Genomic DNA, 15,541 nt, shown 5'->3' with positions numbered 1-15,541 from the left:
TGAGTTCGTCCATGCGTGCCGAAACCGAAAAAGCCGTTGTCGAAATCGAGCAGGTGCTGAGCCTGCTGAGGAGGCATCTTTGACTGGGATACTGCGGAAGCCCGGCTCGAGGATCTGAACGCCCGCACGGAATCGCCCGATTTCTGGAGCGATCCCGACAAGGCGCGCGACATCATGCGGCAGCGCGACGAACTCGACGCGCAGGTGGGCGCCGTCAAATCGTTCGCCCGGCAGCTCAGTGACAATATCGAGCTGATCGAGCTCGGCGAGGCCGAGGGCGACGCGGCCGTGGTCAAGGAGGCCGAGAGGGCCATCGAGTCGCTGCAGGACACCGCGGCGCGGCTGCAGGTCGAAACGCTGCTCAACGGCGAAGCCGACCACAACGATTGCTACCTCGAAATCCACGCCGGCGCCGGCGGCACCGAGAGCCAGGACTGGGCCTCGATGCTGCTGCGCATGTACACGCGCTGGGCCGAGCGGCGGAAGTTCAAGGTCGACACCATGGAGATCCACCCCGGCGAAGAGGCGGGGATCAAGTCGGCGACCATCCAGATCAAGGGCCACAACGCCTATGGCTGGCTGAAGACCGAGGCCGGCGTGCACCGGCTGGTGCGGATTTCGCCCTATGACAGCGCCGCCCGGCGGCACACCAGCTTCTCGTCGGCCTGGGTCTATCCGGTGGTCGACGACTCGATCGACATCGAGATCCGCGAGGCCGACCTCAAGGTCGACACCTATCGCTCGTCCGGCGCCGGCGGCCAGCACGTCAACACCACCGATTCGGCGATCCGCATCACCCACGTGCCGACCGGCATCGTCGTCGCCTGCCAGCAGGAGCGCAGCCAGCACAAGAACCGCGCCACCGCCATGCAGATGCTGAAGGCGCGGCTCTACGAGCAGGAGCTGGAAAAGCGCGAGGCGGCGGCCAATGCCGAGGCGGCGTCCAAGACCGAGATCGGCTGGGGCCACCAGATCCGCAGCTACGTGCTACAGCCGTACCAGATGGTGAAGGATCTGCGCACCGGGCACGAGACGTCGAACACCGGCGCCGTGCTCGACGGCGACCTCGATCCGTTCATGGAAGCCTCGCTGGCGGCGCGCGTTGCCGGCTATGCCGATACCGTCAAGGATATCGACTAGCGGCCGATCCCGCCGTCAGCCGGTGACGATCTTCTGCAGCACCTTGCCGGCGTTGAGATAGCGCGCCGGATCGACGGCAGTGTCGGCGCGGCGCACCTCGAAATGCAGGTGGGGGCCGGTGGAGCGGCCGGTCGATCCGACGCGGCCGATGGGCGAGCCGGTCGAGACCGTGTCGCCCTCCTTGACGAGGAAGGCGCTGAGGTGGCCGTAGCGAGTGATGATGCCGCCCTCGTGCGTCACCTCGACGGCGTTGCCATAGCCCGACATCTGGCCGGCGAAGGTGACGGTGCCGGCGCCGGCGCTCATCACCGTGCTGCCCTGCGGCGCGGCGAAGTCGATGCCGGAATGGAAGGCGAGGCGGCCGGTGAACGGGTCCTTGCGATTGCCGAAGATCGAGCTCACCCGCGAATAGCTGCTCAGCGGCTTGTGCACGGGGGCGATGGCGGCGGCGTCGCGCGCCGCCTTGAAGCGGTCGAGCGCGGCGGCGATGTCGTTGGCGTCGTCGATCAGCGACGTGCCCTCGGCGCCGTCGACCGGCGGCAGCAGCGGCCCGCCTTCCGCCGTATCGTCGTCGGGCAGTTTCGGCTTGATGCCGATGGTCGCGAGGGTGCCGAGGATCTGGTCGGTCCGCGTGGTGGTTTCGTCCGAGAGCGCCGCGAGCGCGAGGCGCGACTCGTCCATCATCTTGTTGACGCTGGCCGTGGCCGCCGCGACCTTGGCGTCGGTGTCGCCATCGGTGCCGCCCAGCGAATCCTGCGCCGGGTCGGAGGGCGCGTCGACCGCGGGGGTCGAATCGTCGGCGGCCGGGGCGCCGGCCGGCTCGATGCCGAGTGCTGCGGCCTTGTCGGCGAGCTGCTTCACATATTGATGCTGCTCGGCCAGCACCTCCTGCGTCTGCGCCAGCTCCTGCAACTGCAGATTGATGTCGCCGGTCTGCGCGTAGTGGCGCGACTGCAGGCGGTCGACCTCGAGGCGAAGCTGGGCGATGCGGTCCTCATAGGCGGTCAGCACCGAATCGGCCTTGCCGGCAAAGAGCTTGGCGACGTCGGGCGCCATCAGGAAACCGACCAGCGTCAGTGCGTTGGTGGCCAGCAGCCCGGCAAAGCCGAGATAGAGGACGATGGGGCGGATGGAGAGCCGGCCGTCGGGGGAGGTCGCAACGGGCGCCGCGCCCTTGCCGAACGGCCTCAGGGAAACCTTCGCACGCACCGACCACTCCCACGACGCTAAAAACGCTGGGGACGATCATGGTCTGTTAAGGTTAATAAGGCGAAAAGGGTGCGCCGGCGTACCCTCAATCAGGCGAGGCGGCGAGCTGCCGCGCAGCGTCGAGGACCTTTTGTGCATGACCTTTGATGCGCGACGCTTTGAACACGCCGGCGATGCGGCCATCGGCGTCGATCAGATAGGTGACGCGCAGCACGCCCATGAATTCGTGCCCCCAGAGCTTCTTCTTCTCCCACAGCCCATAGGCCCTGATCGCCGCCAGCCCGGGATCGGCGAGGAGGGGATGGGCGAAGCCGTATTTGGCGCTGAATTTCTTATGCGACTCAATGTCCTGCGGGGAAATGGCGACGATCGGCACGCCGATGTCTCCGAACTGCGGCGCCAGCGCGCTGAACTCCTGGTTCTCGGTGACGCAGCCGCCGCTGTCGTCCTCGCAGTAGAAGGAGACGACCACCGGGTGGCCGCGATGGCGCTTCAGGCTGAAGCTCTGGCCGCGGTCGTCGGGGAGGGTGAAATCGGGCGCCGCAGCCCCCGTCTCGAGCATCGCCATGAGGCCTCCAAGCCCGGCCGGCCGGGCATTTTTCGCACCCAAGTGCCATATTGCAGCCGGACTCGTCGGACAAGAGACTGCGCCTGGAGGATGAGTCCGGGGGCCCCTTCGACTCGCCGTCACCAGCTTTCGGACCATAATTGAAACCAACGCCGCCACCAGGTCAGAGGGTCCGCAGGCGCTCTGTCGCCCGCACCGTCGGCTTGGCCGCCGCGTGGCTGTTCGGCATCCCCTTCGCACTGCTGCTGGCGCTCTACGTCGTGCTGCTGGTGCACCCGCTGCCGCTGCCGTTCCTCGCCGGCCAGCTCCGCAACGTCGTCGTCGCCTCGATGCCCAAGGGCACCGAGCTCGAACTGGGCGACATGGCGCTGGCGCTCGAAGGCTACGCCTGGCCGGTGATCCAGTTTTCGCCGGTGGTCTACAAGGACACCGCTTCGGGCGCCAAGATCGGCATGCAGGCGCTGGAGGTGGGCTTCTCGCCGGTGCGGGCGCTGATCGGCCAGCCCGGCGCCACGGTGACGGTGGTCGGCCCGCACATCCAGATCAACCAGGATTTGTTCGGCCCGCGCCTCGCCGACCTCGAAGTGGTGCCCGACCCCAATGGCGGGCCGGCCACCGTGCGCGTGCTCGAAGGCTCGACGGCGTTCCCCGACGCCGGCATCCACGCCGGCGGCATCGACGTGCGCGGCGAGCAGACCGAAGCCACGCACATGCGCTCGGACAATGACTGGCTGGTGTTCAACCTCGAAGCCGCCGAGGCGGGGATTTCCTCGATCATCGAGCAGGCCGAGATGGGCCGCTTCTCCCGGCTGGTGATCAAGAACGCCACCGTCGACATGAACGACGCCGTCTACGGCTTCTTCCGCACCTTCACCGACATCAACCTCGACATCGCCCCGACGCCCAACGGCAAGGCGGTGGAGGGCAGCTTCTCGGCCAATTTCGGCGGCACCGTCATGCAGGGCATGCTGGAGCGCGTGCTCAACGACAAGGGCGAGGCGCGCATGAAGGTCTCGCTCAACAATTTCGACCTCGCCTCCTTCGCCCCGATGATCAACGACCCCGATTCCATGGTCGGCATCGTCGGCGCCTCGGCCATCTCGCTCGATATCGGCTTCGACGCCAAGACCAGCAAGATCCACGACGGCGACTTCCACGTCGACATGACCGGCACCGATCTGCGCTTCGGCGACAACTACTTCCCCATCGCCAGCAACATCATCGAGGTGCGCTGGACGCCGCAGACCGGCACCTTCGACATGGACGCGGCGGCGCTGACCATGGGCGCGCTCTCGGCCAAGATGAAGGGCGTGTTCAAGCTCGGCCTCGACGAGCTCTACGGCCCGACGGTGGGCATCTCGATGAGCGCCAGCGACATCAAGGTGCAGTCGCCCGAACTCGGCGACACGCAGCCGGTCGAGAACATGAGCTTCAAGGGCTGGTCGGCGCCGCTCTACGGCGCCGTCGGCATCGACCAGGCGATCCTCAGCGGCCCGGACGGCACGCGCATCGAGAGCAAGGGCCGCCTCGACCTGCTGCGCAAGGGGCTCGGCTTCGACATGGCGGTCGCGGCGCAGAACGTCGACGTCAGCGCGCTCAAGGCGATGTGGCCGGATTTCCTCGGTCCCGACGCGCGGGCGTGGTTCCTCAAGAGCGTGGTCGGCGGCAAGCTCGAAAGCGCCAACATGAAATTCGCGTTCCCGGTGGGAACGCTCGACATGAACAACCTCACCAGGATTCCGCAGAACGGGGTGTTCGTCGAAATGGTCGCGGACGGCGTCAAGGTGAAGCCGTTCGACAGCATGGCGCCGATCGAAATCATCGGCAAGACGCGGCTGCAGATGCACGATTCCGAGATCACGCTGGCCGCCGATGGCGGGCAGATCCAGACCAGGCAGGGCAATATCGAAGTCGCCAACGCCGCCGTGGTGATGACCCCCGGCGCCAATGCCGGCGAGCAATTGGTCGAGCTCTCGGGCGACGTGTCGAGCAAGATCCCGGCGCTGTCGGCGATCCTCGCCCAGGTGCAGCCCGATCCGCTGCAGGGCCAGAAGCTGCCGGTCGACATCGACACGCTCGACGGCAACCTCAACGTGCGGCTGCTGTCGACGCTGACGCTCGACGCGCAGATGCAGACCAAGAAGATCGACTACACCATCAACGGCAATGTCGTCGATTTCGGCAGCTCGGCGCCGATCCAGGGGCACTCGTTCAGCGACGGCCAACTGTCCTTCATGGCGACGCCGGCCGGCTTCCGCGTCGGCGGCTCGGCGGCGATCGACGGGGTAACGGCGAGCGCCACGGTCGAGGGCGACCTCAAGGACCCGCGCAACCCCAATACGGTGATCAACGCCACGGTCGACCTCGGCGACCTCGGCAAGCTCGGCTACGACGTCAGCCAGTTCGCGACCGGCAAGGTGGCGCTGCTGGCCAAGCCGCTGTCGGACGGCTCGATCGACGTGGCGGTCGATCTCAAGAACGCCGCGCTCAACATCAAGGACCTCGGGATCAGCAAGGCGGCGGGCGTCGCCGGCAGCGCCTCGGGCAACATCAAGCAGGCGGGCAACACCACCGACGTCAGCAAGCTCCAGCTCGGCTTCGGCGACGTGAAGCTCGAGGGCGGGCTCGAGATCGACGCCAAGAAGGGCCTGCAATCGGCCGAGTTCACCAATTTCGCGCTGAGCCCGGGCGATGCGGCGCAGATTTCGCTGACCCCGATCAATGGCGGCTATGCGGTGCGCGTGCGCGGCGACCAGCTCGACCTGAAGCCGCTGCTCAAGCGCTCGTTCAGCCTCGAGCAGGGCTCGGCCGGGCCGCAGGCGACCAGCTTCACCCAGACCCTCGCCATCGACGCCGAGCTCAAGCGGGCGCTCGGCTTCTACGCCACCACCGCCTACAACATGTCGCTCAATTTGGCGCTCAAGGGCAGCGACCTCAAGAAGGTGAGCCTGCAGGCGCAGCTGACCGGCAATTCGACCGTCTCGGTGGTCACCAACCCGACGCCGGAAGGCCGCTCGATGTCGGTGGTGTTCAACGACCTCGGCACGCTGCTCAGGCTGGTCGGCGTCTATGCGCAATTGCAGGGCGGCGACGGCAGCCTGCTGCTCACCACCGACAGCGGCGCCAAGGTCGACACCGGCGTGGTCAACATCAAGAATTTCGCCATCGTCGACGAAAAGAACGTCGCCAATATCCTCGGCGGCCACCCCGAGGGCGTGCAATTGCTGTCGCGCGGCAACAACCTCGCCTTCCGCAGCGCGCAGGTGGATTTCACCCACCGCGTCGACCGCGTGCAGATCAACAATGCCGTGGTCACCGGCGACAGCATCGGCGGCAGCGGCAAGGGCTTCATCTACACCGACAGCAAGCAGTACGATCTGGTCGGCACGGTGATCCCGATGTTCGGCATCAACAACGCCTTCGGCAAGCTGTTCGGGCCGCTGGGCGGCGGCCCGGCGGGCGGGCTGTTCGGCATCACCTTCCAGGTGAAGGGGCCGCTCGACAAGCCGGACTTCCGCATCAACCCGATGTCGGCGCTGGCGCCGGGCGCCTTCCGCTCGCTGTTCGAATACCGCGCCAAGGAACAGCCCAGGGTCGAATAAGGAGACAGGACGATGGCAAAAGCCCCCGGCAAGAAGGCGGAGCCGACCTTTTCGGCCGAAGAGAAGGCGGCCATGCGCGAATACGCGGCCGAAAAGAAGGGCCAGGCCAAGGGCAGCGCCAATGGCGAGGCCGACCTGCTCGCCAAGATCGCCGAAATGACCGGCACCGACAAAACCATCGCGGAAAAGGTGCACAAGCTGGTGCGCGCCGCCGCCCCGGGCCTGACGCCCAAGACCTGGTACGGCATGCCGGCCTACGCCAACGCCGACGGCAAGGTGGTCTGCTTCCTGCAGCCGGCCGGCAAGTTCAAGGCGCGCTACGCCACGCTCGGCTTCAACGACGCGGCGAAGCTCGACGACGGCAACATGTGGCCGACCGTCTACGCGATCACCAGGCTCACCGCCGCCGAGGAAGCCCGCATCACCGCGCTGGTGAAGACGGCGGTGGGGTGAAAGGCGGCCGACGGTATGAAACCTTCATCCTGCCTGCTATGATGGTGGGGCCTTCTGGAGCAGCCATGCCAAACGTCATCAAGCGCACTTTCAGCCTTACGCAGGAGCAGGCGAAGTTCATCGACGAGAAAGTCGCCTCGGGCAGCTACGCCTCGGGCAGCGAAGTTCTTCGTGCCAGCATCCGGGGCATGCAGGACGAAGACGCCATGGTCGAGCGGTGGTTGCTGGAAGAGGTTCTGCCGACCGTCGATGAAATGGACGCCCATCCGGAACGCCTCGTGCCTGCAGATGAGGCATTCGACCGGATCGAAGCGAAGCTTCGCGCTCGTATCAAAGCGGCCGAGTAGTGCCCCGGCGGCCGGTCGTCCTGGCGCCTCGCGCCGAAGCCGATCTCGACCGCATCGCCTCGTGGATTGCGGACCAGGGAACTCCGCTGACGGCCCTCGACTACGTCACACGCCTGCGCAGCTTCATCACCAGCCTGGATCAATTTCCAGAACGAGGCGTGGACTACAGCCGGTACCGGCCGGGACTGAGGATCATTGCCTTCGAGCGCCGGGTGGTCATCGCCGTCGTCGTCCGCGCGAAGCGAGTCGATGTCCAACGCGTCTTCAGCGGTGGACAGCACTGGCAACGGGTGCTGCGCCTGCCTGAGGACTAAACAGCCCTGAGCAGCGCGTGGCGCTTCTTGCCCGAGCTCAGCTTCAGCACGCCTTCGGGCAGTAAATCGGCTTCGGTCAGGGTGAGCTTGTCGTCGCCGACCGGCTGGTCGTTGAGCCGGATGGCGCCGCCCTGGATGGCGCGGCGGGCGTCGCCATTGCTGGCGGCGAGGCCGGCCCTGACCAGCGCCGCGAGGATGCCGAGGCCGGCCTTGAGCTCGGCCCGCGGCACGTCGGCGGTGGGCAGCGACAGATCGAGCGCGCCGGCCTCGAAGGTCGCCGCGGCGGTCGCGGCTGCCTGCTCGGCGGCCTCGCGGCCGTGCACGATGGCCGTGATTTCGGTCGCGAGGATCTTCTTGGCCTCGTTGAGCTCGGAGCCGCCCAGCGCCGCGAGCCGGGCGATCTCGTCGAGCGGCAGGCGGGTGAAGATCTTCAGCCACTTGCCGACGTCGGCGTCCTCGGCGTTGCGGAAATACTGCCAGAACTCGTACGGGCTGAAGAGGTCGCCATTGAGCCAGACGGCGCCGGACGCCGACTTGCCCATCTTCTCGCCGCTCGACTTGGTGAGCAGCGGCGTGGTCAGCGCGTAGAGTTGCGCCCCGCCCATCTTGTGGCTGAGGTCGACGCCATTGATGATGTTGCCCCACTGGTCGGAGCCGCCCATCTGCAGCACGCAGCCATAGCGGCGGTTGAGCTCGACGAAGTCGTAGCCCTGCATGATCATGTAGTTGAATTCGAGGAAGGTCAGCGACTGCTCGCGATCGAGCCTCAGCTTCACGCTGTCGAAGCTCAGCATGCGGTTGACCGAGAAATAGCGGCCGATCTCGCGCAGGAACTCGACATAGTTGAGCTTCAGCAGCCAGTCCGCATTGTTGATCATGATGGCGTCGGTGGGGCCGTCGCCATAGCGCAGGATGCGGCTGTAGACCTTCTTGATGCTCTCGATGTTGCTGTTGATCTTGTCGATCGTCAGCACCTGCCGCTCGGCCTCGCGCCCGGTCGGGTCGCCCACCATCGAGGTGCCGCCGCCCATCAGGCTGATCGGCCGGTGCCCGGTCTCCTGCAGCCAGTAGAGCATGGTGACGGTGATCAGATTGCCGATGTGGATCGAGGTCGCCGTGGCGTCGTAGCCGACATAGCCGGTGATCGGCCCCTTGGCCGCGAGCGCGTCGAGGCCCTCGGGGTCGGAGATCTGGTGGATGAAGCCCCGTTGGTCGAGGACATTCAGGAAGTCGGATTTGTATTTGGCGGCCATTGCTTGCCCCGTGAATCGACCGGCTCGTCATGAGGGCGGTTGCCGCTCATGAGGACCTCGTCCCGAGCCTTCCGAAGGACGAGGTCCGGGGCGTGTGGCTAGCGCCCCTTGCCCGCCGCGATATCCGCGCGGCGACGGTCGAGATATTCGGCGCAGCGCTCGGTCAATTCGTCGATCTTGCCCTCGAAGAAATGGTTGGCGCCCTCGACGATCTGCTGCTCGATGGTGATGCCCTTCTGCGTCTTGAGCTTGTCCACCAGCTTCTGCACCGCGGCGGGCGGCGCCACGCGATCCTTCTCGCCATGGATGATCAGGCCCGAGGACGGGCAGGGGGCGAGGAAGGAGAAATCGTAGAGGTTTTCCGGCGGCGCGACCGAGATGAAGCCTTCGACCTCGGGGCGGCGCATCAGCAATTGCATGCCGATCCAGGCGCCGAACGAGAAGCCGGCGATCCAGCAGCCGCGCGATTCGCGGTTGAGCGTCTGCAGCCAGTCGAGCGCCGAGGCGGCGTCGGACAATTCGCCGATGCCGTGGTCGAACAGGCCCTGCGACCGGCCAACTCCCCGCGAATTGAAGCGCAGCACCGAAAAGCCGCGTTTGGCGAACATGTAGAAGAGGTTATAGACGATCTGGTTGTTCATCGTGCCGCCGAATTCCGGGTGCGGATGCAGCACGATGGCGATCGGCGCGTTGGGGTCTTTCCCAGGCTGGTAGCGGCCTTCGAGGCGGCCTTCCGGCCCGTTGAAAATGACTTCTGGCATCGGGTCTTTCCGTTGTCCGGGGCGGCGCCCGGAACCGGGTGGTCCGGCTTGACGAATGGGACGCTGCTCCCTAAAAGTAGGCTCGAAAAATCAGTTTAGAATAGTTCCAAACCGGTTTTTCGAAGCCGCAGGCAATGATGCCTGCGGGCGAGCTCGGCGAGCGCTCCTTCTAGAGGAAGCGCCCGCGAAAATTCAAGAAGTTTAGGCGGGTGGGCGCGTTCGGACGCGCCGGTGGCATTCGAATGAGCGTCGGTGTGACATATCTCGACCACAACGCCTCGGCGCCGCTGCTGCCCGAGGCGCGCGACGCCATCGTCGCGGCGCTGGCGCTGCGCGGCAATCCGTCCTCGGTGCACGCCCATGGCCGGGCGCTGCGGGCGCTGATCGACGATGCCCGCGCCAAGGTCGCGACGCTGGCCGGCGCGACGCGCGAGCAGGTGGTGTTCACCGGCTCGGCCACCGAGGCCATCACCCAGGCGATCGTGGGCGGCGCCAGGGCGCTGGACGTGGGCGGCATCGTGGTGTCGGCGGGCGAGCATGCCGCGGTGCTGAAGGCCGCCGAGGCCACCGGGCTGCCGGTGACCACGGTCGGGCTCGACGCCGACGGCCGCATCCGGGTCGAGGAGATCGCCGCCGCGATGGCGCGGGCGGATGCCTTTACGGCGAAGCTGCTGGTCGCGGTGCATCTGGTCAACAACGAGACAGGCGTGGTGCAGCCGGTCGACCGCATCGAGGTGCTGGTCGGCGCCTCGCCGCACTATCTGTTCGTCGACGCGGTGCAGGCCTTCGGCAAGATCGGGCTCGAATTTGCCGCCCGCGCTCCCGATATGATGGCGGTGAGCGCACACAAGATCGGCGGTCCGGCGGGCGTCGGGGCGCTGCTGATGAAAGGCCATGCCGACCAGGTTCGGCTGATTCCGGGCGGCGGGCAGGAGACCGGCCGCCGCGGCGGCACGGAAGCGGCGGCGCTGATCGCCGGCTTCGGCGCGGCGGCTGCTGCGTTCCCGCAGCGCTACTACGCCGCCGACGCCGCGGCGCTCATCGACAGGGCCGAGGCCGGGATCAGGTCGCTGGCGCCCGATGCGGTGATCTTCGGCGCAGCGGCGGAGCGGATCGGCAACACCAGCAATTTCGCCGTGCCCGGGCTCAAGAACGCCGTCGCCATGATGGGGCTCGACCTCATGGGCATTTCGGTCTCGTCGGGGTCGGCGTGCTCGTCGGGCAAGGTCGGGCCGAGCCACGTGCTCAAGGCCATGGGCGTGCCGGCCGGGCTGGGTGAGGCCGCCATGCGGCTGAGCGTCGGCTGGGACTCGACCCAAGCCGGGATCGAGGCCTTCCTCGAAGGATTCAACACGGTGCTGGAGCGGCACCGGCAACGCCGCGGCAGAGCGGCCTAGGGACTGCAGATGGCAGAGACGAACTACAAGGACGCCATTCCGACGCTGAAGGACGAGATCGAGCACGAGACCGTCGAGCAGGTGCTCGCGCTCGATGTCGACAAGTACAAATACGGCTTCACCACCGAGATCGAGACCGATCGCGCGCCGATGGGGCTGAGCGAGGAAACGATCCGCTACATCTCGGCCAAGAAGGGCGAGCCGGAATGGATGCTGGAGTGGCGGCTGGACGCCTATCGGCGCTGGCTGACCATGGACGAGCCGAATTGGGCGCGCGTCCACTATCCCAAGATCGACTTCCAGGACATGTATTATTACGCGGCGCCCAAGAACGCCAACCGGCCGAAATCGCTGGCCGAGGTCGATCCGGCGCTGCTCGAGATGTACGAGAAGCTCGGCGTGCCGCTGAAGGAGCGCGAGTTGCTCGCCGGCGTCGAGCAGCCCAGGGTGGCGGTGGACGCGGTGATCGACTCGGTGTCGGTTGCAACGACGTTCCAGGACGAGCTCAAGAGCCTCGGCATCATCTTCTGCTCGATCTCGGAGGCGATCCGCGAGCATTCCGAGCTGGTGCGGCAGTACCTGGGCTCGGTGGTGCCGCCGTCGGACAATTACTACGCCACGCTCAATTCGGCGGTCTTCACCGACGGCTCGTTCTGCTACGTGCCCAAGGGCGTGCGCTGCCCGATGGAGCTTTCGACCTATTTCCGCATCAACGAGGCCAAGACCGGCCAGTTCGAGCGCACGCTGCTGATCGCTGACGAGGGCGCCTATGTGAGCTACCTCGAAGGCTGCACCGCGCCGGCGCGCGGCGAGCACCAATTGCACGCCGCCGTGGTCGAGCTCGTCGCCCTCAAGGACGCCGAGATCAAGTACTCGACGGTGCAGAACTGGTACCCCGGCGACAAGGACGGCAAGGGCGGCGTTTACAATTTCGTCACCAAGCGCGGCGATTGCCGTGGGGACAATTCCAAGATCAGCTGGACGCAGGTCGAGACCGGCTCGGCCATCACCTGGAAGTATCCGAGCTGCATCCTGCGCGGCGACAACTCGCAGGGCGAGTTCTACTCGATCGCCATCTCCAACGGCTATCAGCAGGTCGACAGCGGCACCAAGATGCTGCATCTGGGCAAGAACACCTCGAGCCGCATCATCAGCAAGGGAATCGCCGCCGGCTTCTCCGACAACACCTATCGCGGCCAGGTGTCGGCGCACGCCAAGGCCAAGGGCGCGCGCAACTTCACCCAGTGCGACAGCCTGCTGATCGGCGACAGATGCGGGGCGCACACCGTGCCCTATATCGAGAGCCGCAACGCCTCCGCCGTGTTCGAGCACGAGGCGACGACGTCGAAGATTTCCGACGACCAGATGTTCTACTGCCAGCAGCGCGGCCTCGACGAGGAAGCGGCGGTGGCCCTGATCGTCAACGGCTTCGTGCGCGACGTGCTGCAGCACCTGCCGATGGAATTCGCCGTCGAGGCGCAGAAGCTGATCTCGGTCTCGCTGGAGGGGAGCGTCGGCTGATGGCGGACACGCTCAGCCCCGTGGCCACGCTGGCGGCGCTGCCGCTGACGCGCAAGGACCGCCGGCCGGGCCAGGGCTCGGACGAGACCAACGTCTCGCGAGCGCTGGGCCTGACGCGGCTGGGCGCGAGCTATTTCGTGGTGCGGCCGGGCGAGGCGGCGTTCCCCTATCACGTGCATTACGGCGAGGACGAGCTGATCTACATCGTCGAGGGCGAAGGCACCTATCGCTTCGGCGACGCCTCCTATGCGGTGAAGGCCGGCGACATGCTGGGCGCTCCCGCCGGCGGGCTCGACCGCGCCCACCAGCTGACCAATACCGGCACGACGCCGCTGCGCTATTTCTGCGTATCGGACCTGCCGCCGGTCAATGTCGGCGACCTGCCCGAGGTCGGCGAGCTGGTGATCAATGTGCGCAACCCGGACGGCACGCAGAGCCGGCCGACGCTCCGCTTTCCACGCCCGGAGAACGCAAGGTGACAAAGCCCGTCGTCAACATCGCCGACCTCGAGCTGGACCGCTGGAGCCGGAGCGAGTTCTATGGCGCCGCGGACGCGCGCATCGGGCCGATGATCGGGCTCAGGGACCTCGGCATCAGCTATTCCGAGGTCGAGCCCGGCCGGTCGAGCTGCCCGTTCCACAACCACCACGTCGAGGACGAGATGTTCATCATCCTCGAAGGCGAAGGGACGTACCGGTTCGGCGCCGAGAGCTATCCGATCAAGGCCGGCGACGTGCTCGGCGCGCCGGCGGGCGGGCAGGACACCGCGCACCAGATCATCAACACCGGCACCGGCGTGCTGCGCTACTATGGCATTTCGACCATGTCGGTTGCCGAGGTCTGCGAATACCCCGATTCCGGCAAGTTCGGCGCCTTCAGCCGGAGCACCCGCAATCCTTACGACAAGGCAACGGTCCGCCACCTCGACCGGCTCGGCAACGGCGTCGAGTACTGGGACGGCGAACCGAAGGCCTGAAGACTGTTGGAGATTTTGACGTGACCACCCCGATGCTCGAAATTCGTAACCTGCACGCGCGGATCGACGACCGCGAAATCCTCAAGGGCGTGAACCTCGTGGTTCCGGCCGGCGAGGTGCATGCCATCATGGGCCGCAACGGCTCGGGCAAGTCGACGCTGAGCTACGTGCTGGCGGGCAAGGAGGACTACGAGGTCACCGAGGGCGAAGCGCTGCTCGACGGCCAGGACATCCTCGGCATGGAGCCGTCCGAGCGGGCGGCGGCCGGGCTGTTCCTCGCCTTCCAGTACCCGATCGAAATCCCCGGCGTTGCGACGATGACCTTCCTCAAGGCCGCCATCAACGCGCAGCGCAAGGCGCGCGGCGAGGGCGAGCTGTCGACCCCCGATTTCATGCGCGCCGTGAAGGATGCCGGGCGCGACCTCCACATCGATGCCGACATGCTGAAGCGGGCGCTCAATGTCGGCTTCTCCGGCGGCGAGAAGAAGCGCGCCGAAATCCTGCAGATGGCGCTGCTGAAGCCCAAGATGTGCGTGCTCGACGAGACCGATTCCGGCCTCGACATCGACGCGCTGAAGGTGGTGTCGGACGGCGTCAACGCGCTGCGCGACCCGTATCGCTCGATGCTGGTGATCACCCACTACCAGCGGCTGCTCAACCACATCGTGCCGGACGTGGTGCATGTGTTCTCCGACGGCCGGGTGGTCGAGAGCGGCCCCAAGGAGCTGGCCCTGGAACTCGAATCCAAGGGCTATGCCGGTTTCGACGAGGCCGCAGCGTGACCGTGCATGTTCCCGTCAGGATCGGGCCGGCCGAGCAGGCCCTGATCGCCCAGCTCAACGCCAGCGGCAACGCCGCGGCCGCCGAGCGGCTGCAGGCCATCGGCCTGCCGACCCGCAAGGTCGAGAGCTACCATTACACCGATCTGAAGATGCTGCTGCGCGCCGTGCCCGAGCTGGCCGGCGCCGAGGCGGCGATGAGCGAGCCGGCGCTGCGCATCGCCGGCGCGCACCGCATTCCCATGACCAACGGCGTCGCCGACATCGCCGGCGAGATGCCGCCGGGCATGCGCGCCACGATCAGCAAGGGCGCGGCGCTGACCGAACGCGACGACGTGCTGGTGCGGCTCAACAGCGCGCTGGCGGCCGAGACGCTGAAGCTCGAAATCCGCAGCCGCATGCCGCAGGTGGTGCATGTCGACCGCCGCACCGAAGGCGAGGCGGCACACATGAACGACAGCGTCCACCTGTTCGTCGCCGACGGCAGCAAGGTCACCGTGATCGAGACGTTTTCGGGCAGCGACGAGGCGCACCTCAACAACCATGCGAGCTATGTCGCGGTGGGCGAGGGCGCCGAGCTGACGCACATCCTGCTCGATCTGAGCGGCGCCGGCGTCACCAGTTTCGCCACCGCCGAATACCATGTGGGCGCGAGCAGCAGGCTCCGGACGCTGACCATCCATGTCGGTTCGGCGCTGAGCCGGGTCAATCTGTTCGCGCGGCTCGAGGGCGAGGGCGCGCATGGCGATTTCACCGGCCTCAACCTCGCGGTCGACGGCCAGCATTCGGACGTGACGCTGGAACTGACGCATGCGGTGCCGAACTGCTCCAGCAAGCCACTGTTCAAGCAGGTGGCGCGCGGCCGCTCCAAAGCGGCGTTCCAGGGCAAGATCGTGGTCGCCCGCGACGCGCAGAAGACCGACGCCAAGCTGATGATGCAGGGCCTGATGCTGTCGGACGAGGCGGAAATCCTCAGCAAGCCCGAGCTCGAAATCTTCGCCGACGACGTGGTCTGCGGCCATGGCTCGACGGTGGGCGCGCTCGACGAGGACTCGATGTTCTACCTGATGAGCCGCGGCATCCCCAAGATGGAGGCCGAGAGCATGCTGGTGCGCGGCTTCCTCGAGGAAGTGCTCGACCCGGTCGAGGACGAGGAACTGCACCTGGTGCTCGAGGGCGTGGTGGAGCGGTGGCTGGGAGGGAACGCGGCGTAGGTTCGAG

General features: G+C 66.6%; 15 protein-coding genes. 11 read left to right on the top strand and 4 right to left on the bottom strand.

Annotation, left to right across the window (positions count from 1 at the left end):
• Positions 1–11 precede the first annotated feature (11 nt).
• Positions 12–1,140, top strand: a protein-coding gene (gene prfB / locus BGO82_RS09420) for a peptide chain release factor 2 (protein WP_291305297.1) whose coding sequence is annotated in 2 segments (ribosomal slippage) — positions 12–80 and positions 82–1,140 — 1,128 coding nt in all. Because the reading frame shifts where the segments join, the coding sequence is not laid out codon by codon here.
• Between the two features lie 15 nt (positions 1,141–1,155).
• Here prfB and BGO82_RS09415 read toward each other — a convergent pair.
• Positions 1,156–2,349, bottom strand: a complete 1,194-nt coding sequence (locus tag BGO82_RS09415) for a M23 family metallopeptidase (RefSeq protein WP_291305296.1) — start codon at positions 2,347–2,349, stop codon at positions 1,156–1,158.
• A gap of 85 nt (positions 2,350–2,434) precedes the next feature.
• Positions 2,435–2,917: a peroxiredoxin gene (locus BGO82_RS09410; RefSeq protein ID WP_291305295.1), complete on the bottom strand. Its 483-nt coding sequence runs from the start codon at positions 2,915–2,917 to the stop codon at positions 2,435–2,437.
• A gap of 203 nt (positions 2,918–3,120) precedes the next feature.
• On the opposite strand from BGO82_RS09410, the gene BGO82_RS09405 reads away from it, so the two are divergent.
• The 4 genes from BGO82_RS09405 to BGO82_RS09390 all read left to right on the top strand — a co-directional run bounded on the left by BGO82_RS09405 (position 3,121) and on the right by BGO82_RS09390 (position 7,633).
• Positions 3,121–6,519, top strand: a complete 3,399-nt coding sequence (locus tag BGO82_RS09405) for a hypothetical protein (RefSeq protein WP_291305294.1) — start codon at positions 3,121–3,123, stop codon at positions 6,517–6,519.
• A gap of 12 nt (positions 6,520–6,531) precedes the next feature.
• Entirely contained in the window at positions 6,532–6,972 is a 441-nt protein-coding gene (locus BGO82_RS09400) for a DUF1801 domain-containing protein (RefSeq protein ID WP_291305293.1), read from the top strand.
• Between the two features lie 65 nt (positions 6,973–7,037).
• Positions 7,038–7,319, top strand: coding sequence for a type II toxin-antitoxin system ParD family antitoxin (locus tag BGO82_RS09395; RefSeq protein ID WP_291305292.1), 282 nt, complete (start codon positions 7,038–7,040; stop codon positions 7,317–7,319).
• Complete coding sequence (locus BGO82_RS09390) at positions 7,319–7,633, top strand: type II toxin-antitoxin system RelE/ParE family toxin (protein ID WP_291305291.1); 315 nt, start codon at positions 7,319–7,321, stop codon at positions 7,631–7,633. The genes BGO82_RS09395 and BGO82_RS09390 overlap by 1 nt, the downstream gene beginning before the upstream one ends.
• On the opposite strand, the gene tyrS is transcribed toward BGO82_RS09390, so the two are convergent.
• Together tyrS and BGO82_RS09380 are read right to left on the bottom strand one after the other, a co-directional pair.
• Positions 7,630–8,886: a tyrosine--tRNA ligase gene (gene tyrS / locus BGO82_RS09385; RefSeq protein WP_291305290.1), complete on the bottom strand. Its 1,257-nt coding sequence runs from the start codon at positions 8,884–8,886 to the stop codon at positions 7,630–7,632. The genes BGO82_RS09390 and tyrS overlap by 4 nt on opposite strands.
• 98 nt (positions 8,887–8,984) lie before the next feature.
• Entirely contained in the window at positions 8,985–9,647 is a 663-nt protein-coding gene (locus BGO82_RS09380) for an alpha/beta hydrolase (protein ID WP_291305289.1), read from the bottom strand.
• Positions 9,648–9,889: 242 nt separating this feature from the next.
• On the opposite strand from BGO82_RS09380, the gene BGO82_RS09375 reads away from it, so the two are divergent.
• The 6 genes from BGO82_RS09375 to sufD are packed head-to-tail and all read left to right on the top strand — an operon-like array spanning position 9,890 to position 15,534.
• Positions 9,890–11,044, top strand: coding sequence for an aminotransferase class V-fold PLP-dependent enzyme (locus tag BGO82_RS09375; RefSeq protein WP_291305288.1), 1,155 nt, complete (start codon positions 9,890–9,892; stop codon positions 11,042–11,044).
• 9 nt (positions 11,045–11,053) lie between these two features.
• Positions 11,054–12,565: a Fe-S cluster assembly protein SufB gene (sufB, locus tag BGO82_RS09370; protein WP_291305287.1), complete on the top strand. Its 1,512-nt coding sequence runs from the start codon at positions 11,054–11,056 to the stop codon at positions 12,563–12,565.
• Positions 12,565–13,044 carry a cupin domain-containing protein gene (locus BGO82_RS09365; RefSeq protein WP_291305286.1) on the top strand — a complete coding sequence of 160 codons (480 nt, stop codon included), beginning with the start codon at positions 12,565–12,567 and terminating at the stop codon, positions 13,042–13,044. Before sufB ends, BGO82_RS09365 begins: the two co-directional genes overlap by 1 nt.
• A complete protein-coding gene (locus BGO82_RS09360) occupies positions 13,041–13,541 on the top strand; it encodes a cupin domain-containing protein (RefSeq protein WP_291305285.1) in 501 nt (166 codons plus the stop codon). The genes BGO82_RS09365 and BGO82_RS09360 overlap by 4 nt, the downstream gene beginning before the upstream one ends.
• Before the next feature lie 32 nt (positions 13,542–13,573).
• Positions 13,574–14,323, top strand: a complete 750-nt coding sequence (sufC, locus tag BGO82_RS09355) for a Fe-S cluster assembly ATPase SufC (RefSeq protein WP_291305704.1) — start codon at positions 13,574–13,576, stop codon at positions 14,321–14,323.
• On the top strand, positions 14,320–15,534 hold the full coding sequence (sufD, locus tag BGO82_RS09350; protein WP_291305284.1) for a Fe-S cluster assembly protein SufD: 1,215 nt from the start codon (positions 14,320–14,322) through the stop codon (positions 15,532–15,534). Before sufC ends, sufD begins: the two co-directional genes overlap by 4 nt.
• The last annotated feature ends 7 nt before the right edge of the window (positions 15,535–15,541 follow it).

Origin of the sequence: Devosia sp. 67-54 (genome assembly GCF_001899075.1) — a bacterium.
Taxonomy (GTDB): Bacteria; Pseudomonadota; Alphaproteobacteria; order Rhizobiales; family Devosiaceae; genus Devosia_A.
This window is presented reverse-complemented; position numbering and strand designations above follow the sequence as displayed.

Excerpts from the sequence above, each read along its gene's own strand:
- BGO82_RS09380 (WP_291305289.1), bottom strand. The coding sequence starts at position 9,647 with ATGCCAGAAGTCATTTTCAACGGGCCGGAAGGCCGCCTCGAAGGCCGC.
- BGO82_RS09410 (WP_291305295.1), bottom strand. The coding sequence starts at position 2,917 with ATGGCGATGCTCGAGACGGGGGCTGCGGCGCCCGATTTCACCCTCCCC.
- BGO82_RS09400 (WP_291305293.1), top strand. The coding sequence starts at position 6,532 with ATGGCAAAAGCCCCCGGCAAGAAGGCGGAGCCGACCTTTTCGGCCGAA.
- sufC (WP_291305704.1), top strand. The coding sequence starts at position 13,574 with ATGCTCGAAATTCGTAACCTGCACGCGCGGATCGACGACCGCGAAATC.
- BGO82_RS09375 (WP_291305288.1), top strand. The coding sequence starts at position 9,890 with ATGAGCGTCGGTGTGACATATCTCGACCACAACGCCTCGGCGCCGCTG.
- sufB (WP_291305287.1), top strand. The coding sequence starts at position 11,054 with ATGGCAGAGACGAACTACAAGGACGCCATTCCGACGCTGAAGGACGAG.
- tyrS (WP_291305290.1), bottom strand. The coding sequence starts at position 8,886 with ATGGCCGCCAAATACAAATCCGACTTCCTGAATGTCCTCGACCAACGG.
- BGO82_RS09395 (WP_291305292.1), top strand. The coding sequence starts at position 7,038 with ATGCCAAACGTCATCAAGCGCACTTTCAGCCTTACGCAGGAGCAGGCG.
- BGO82_RS09365 (WP_291305286.1), top strand. The coding sequence starts at position 12,565 with ATGGCGGACACGCTCAGCCCCGTGGCCACGCTGGCGGCGCTGCCGCTG.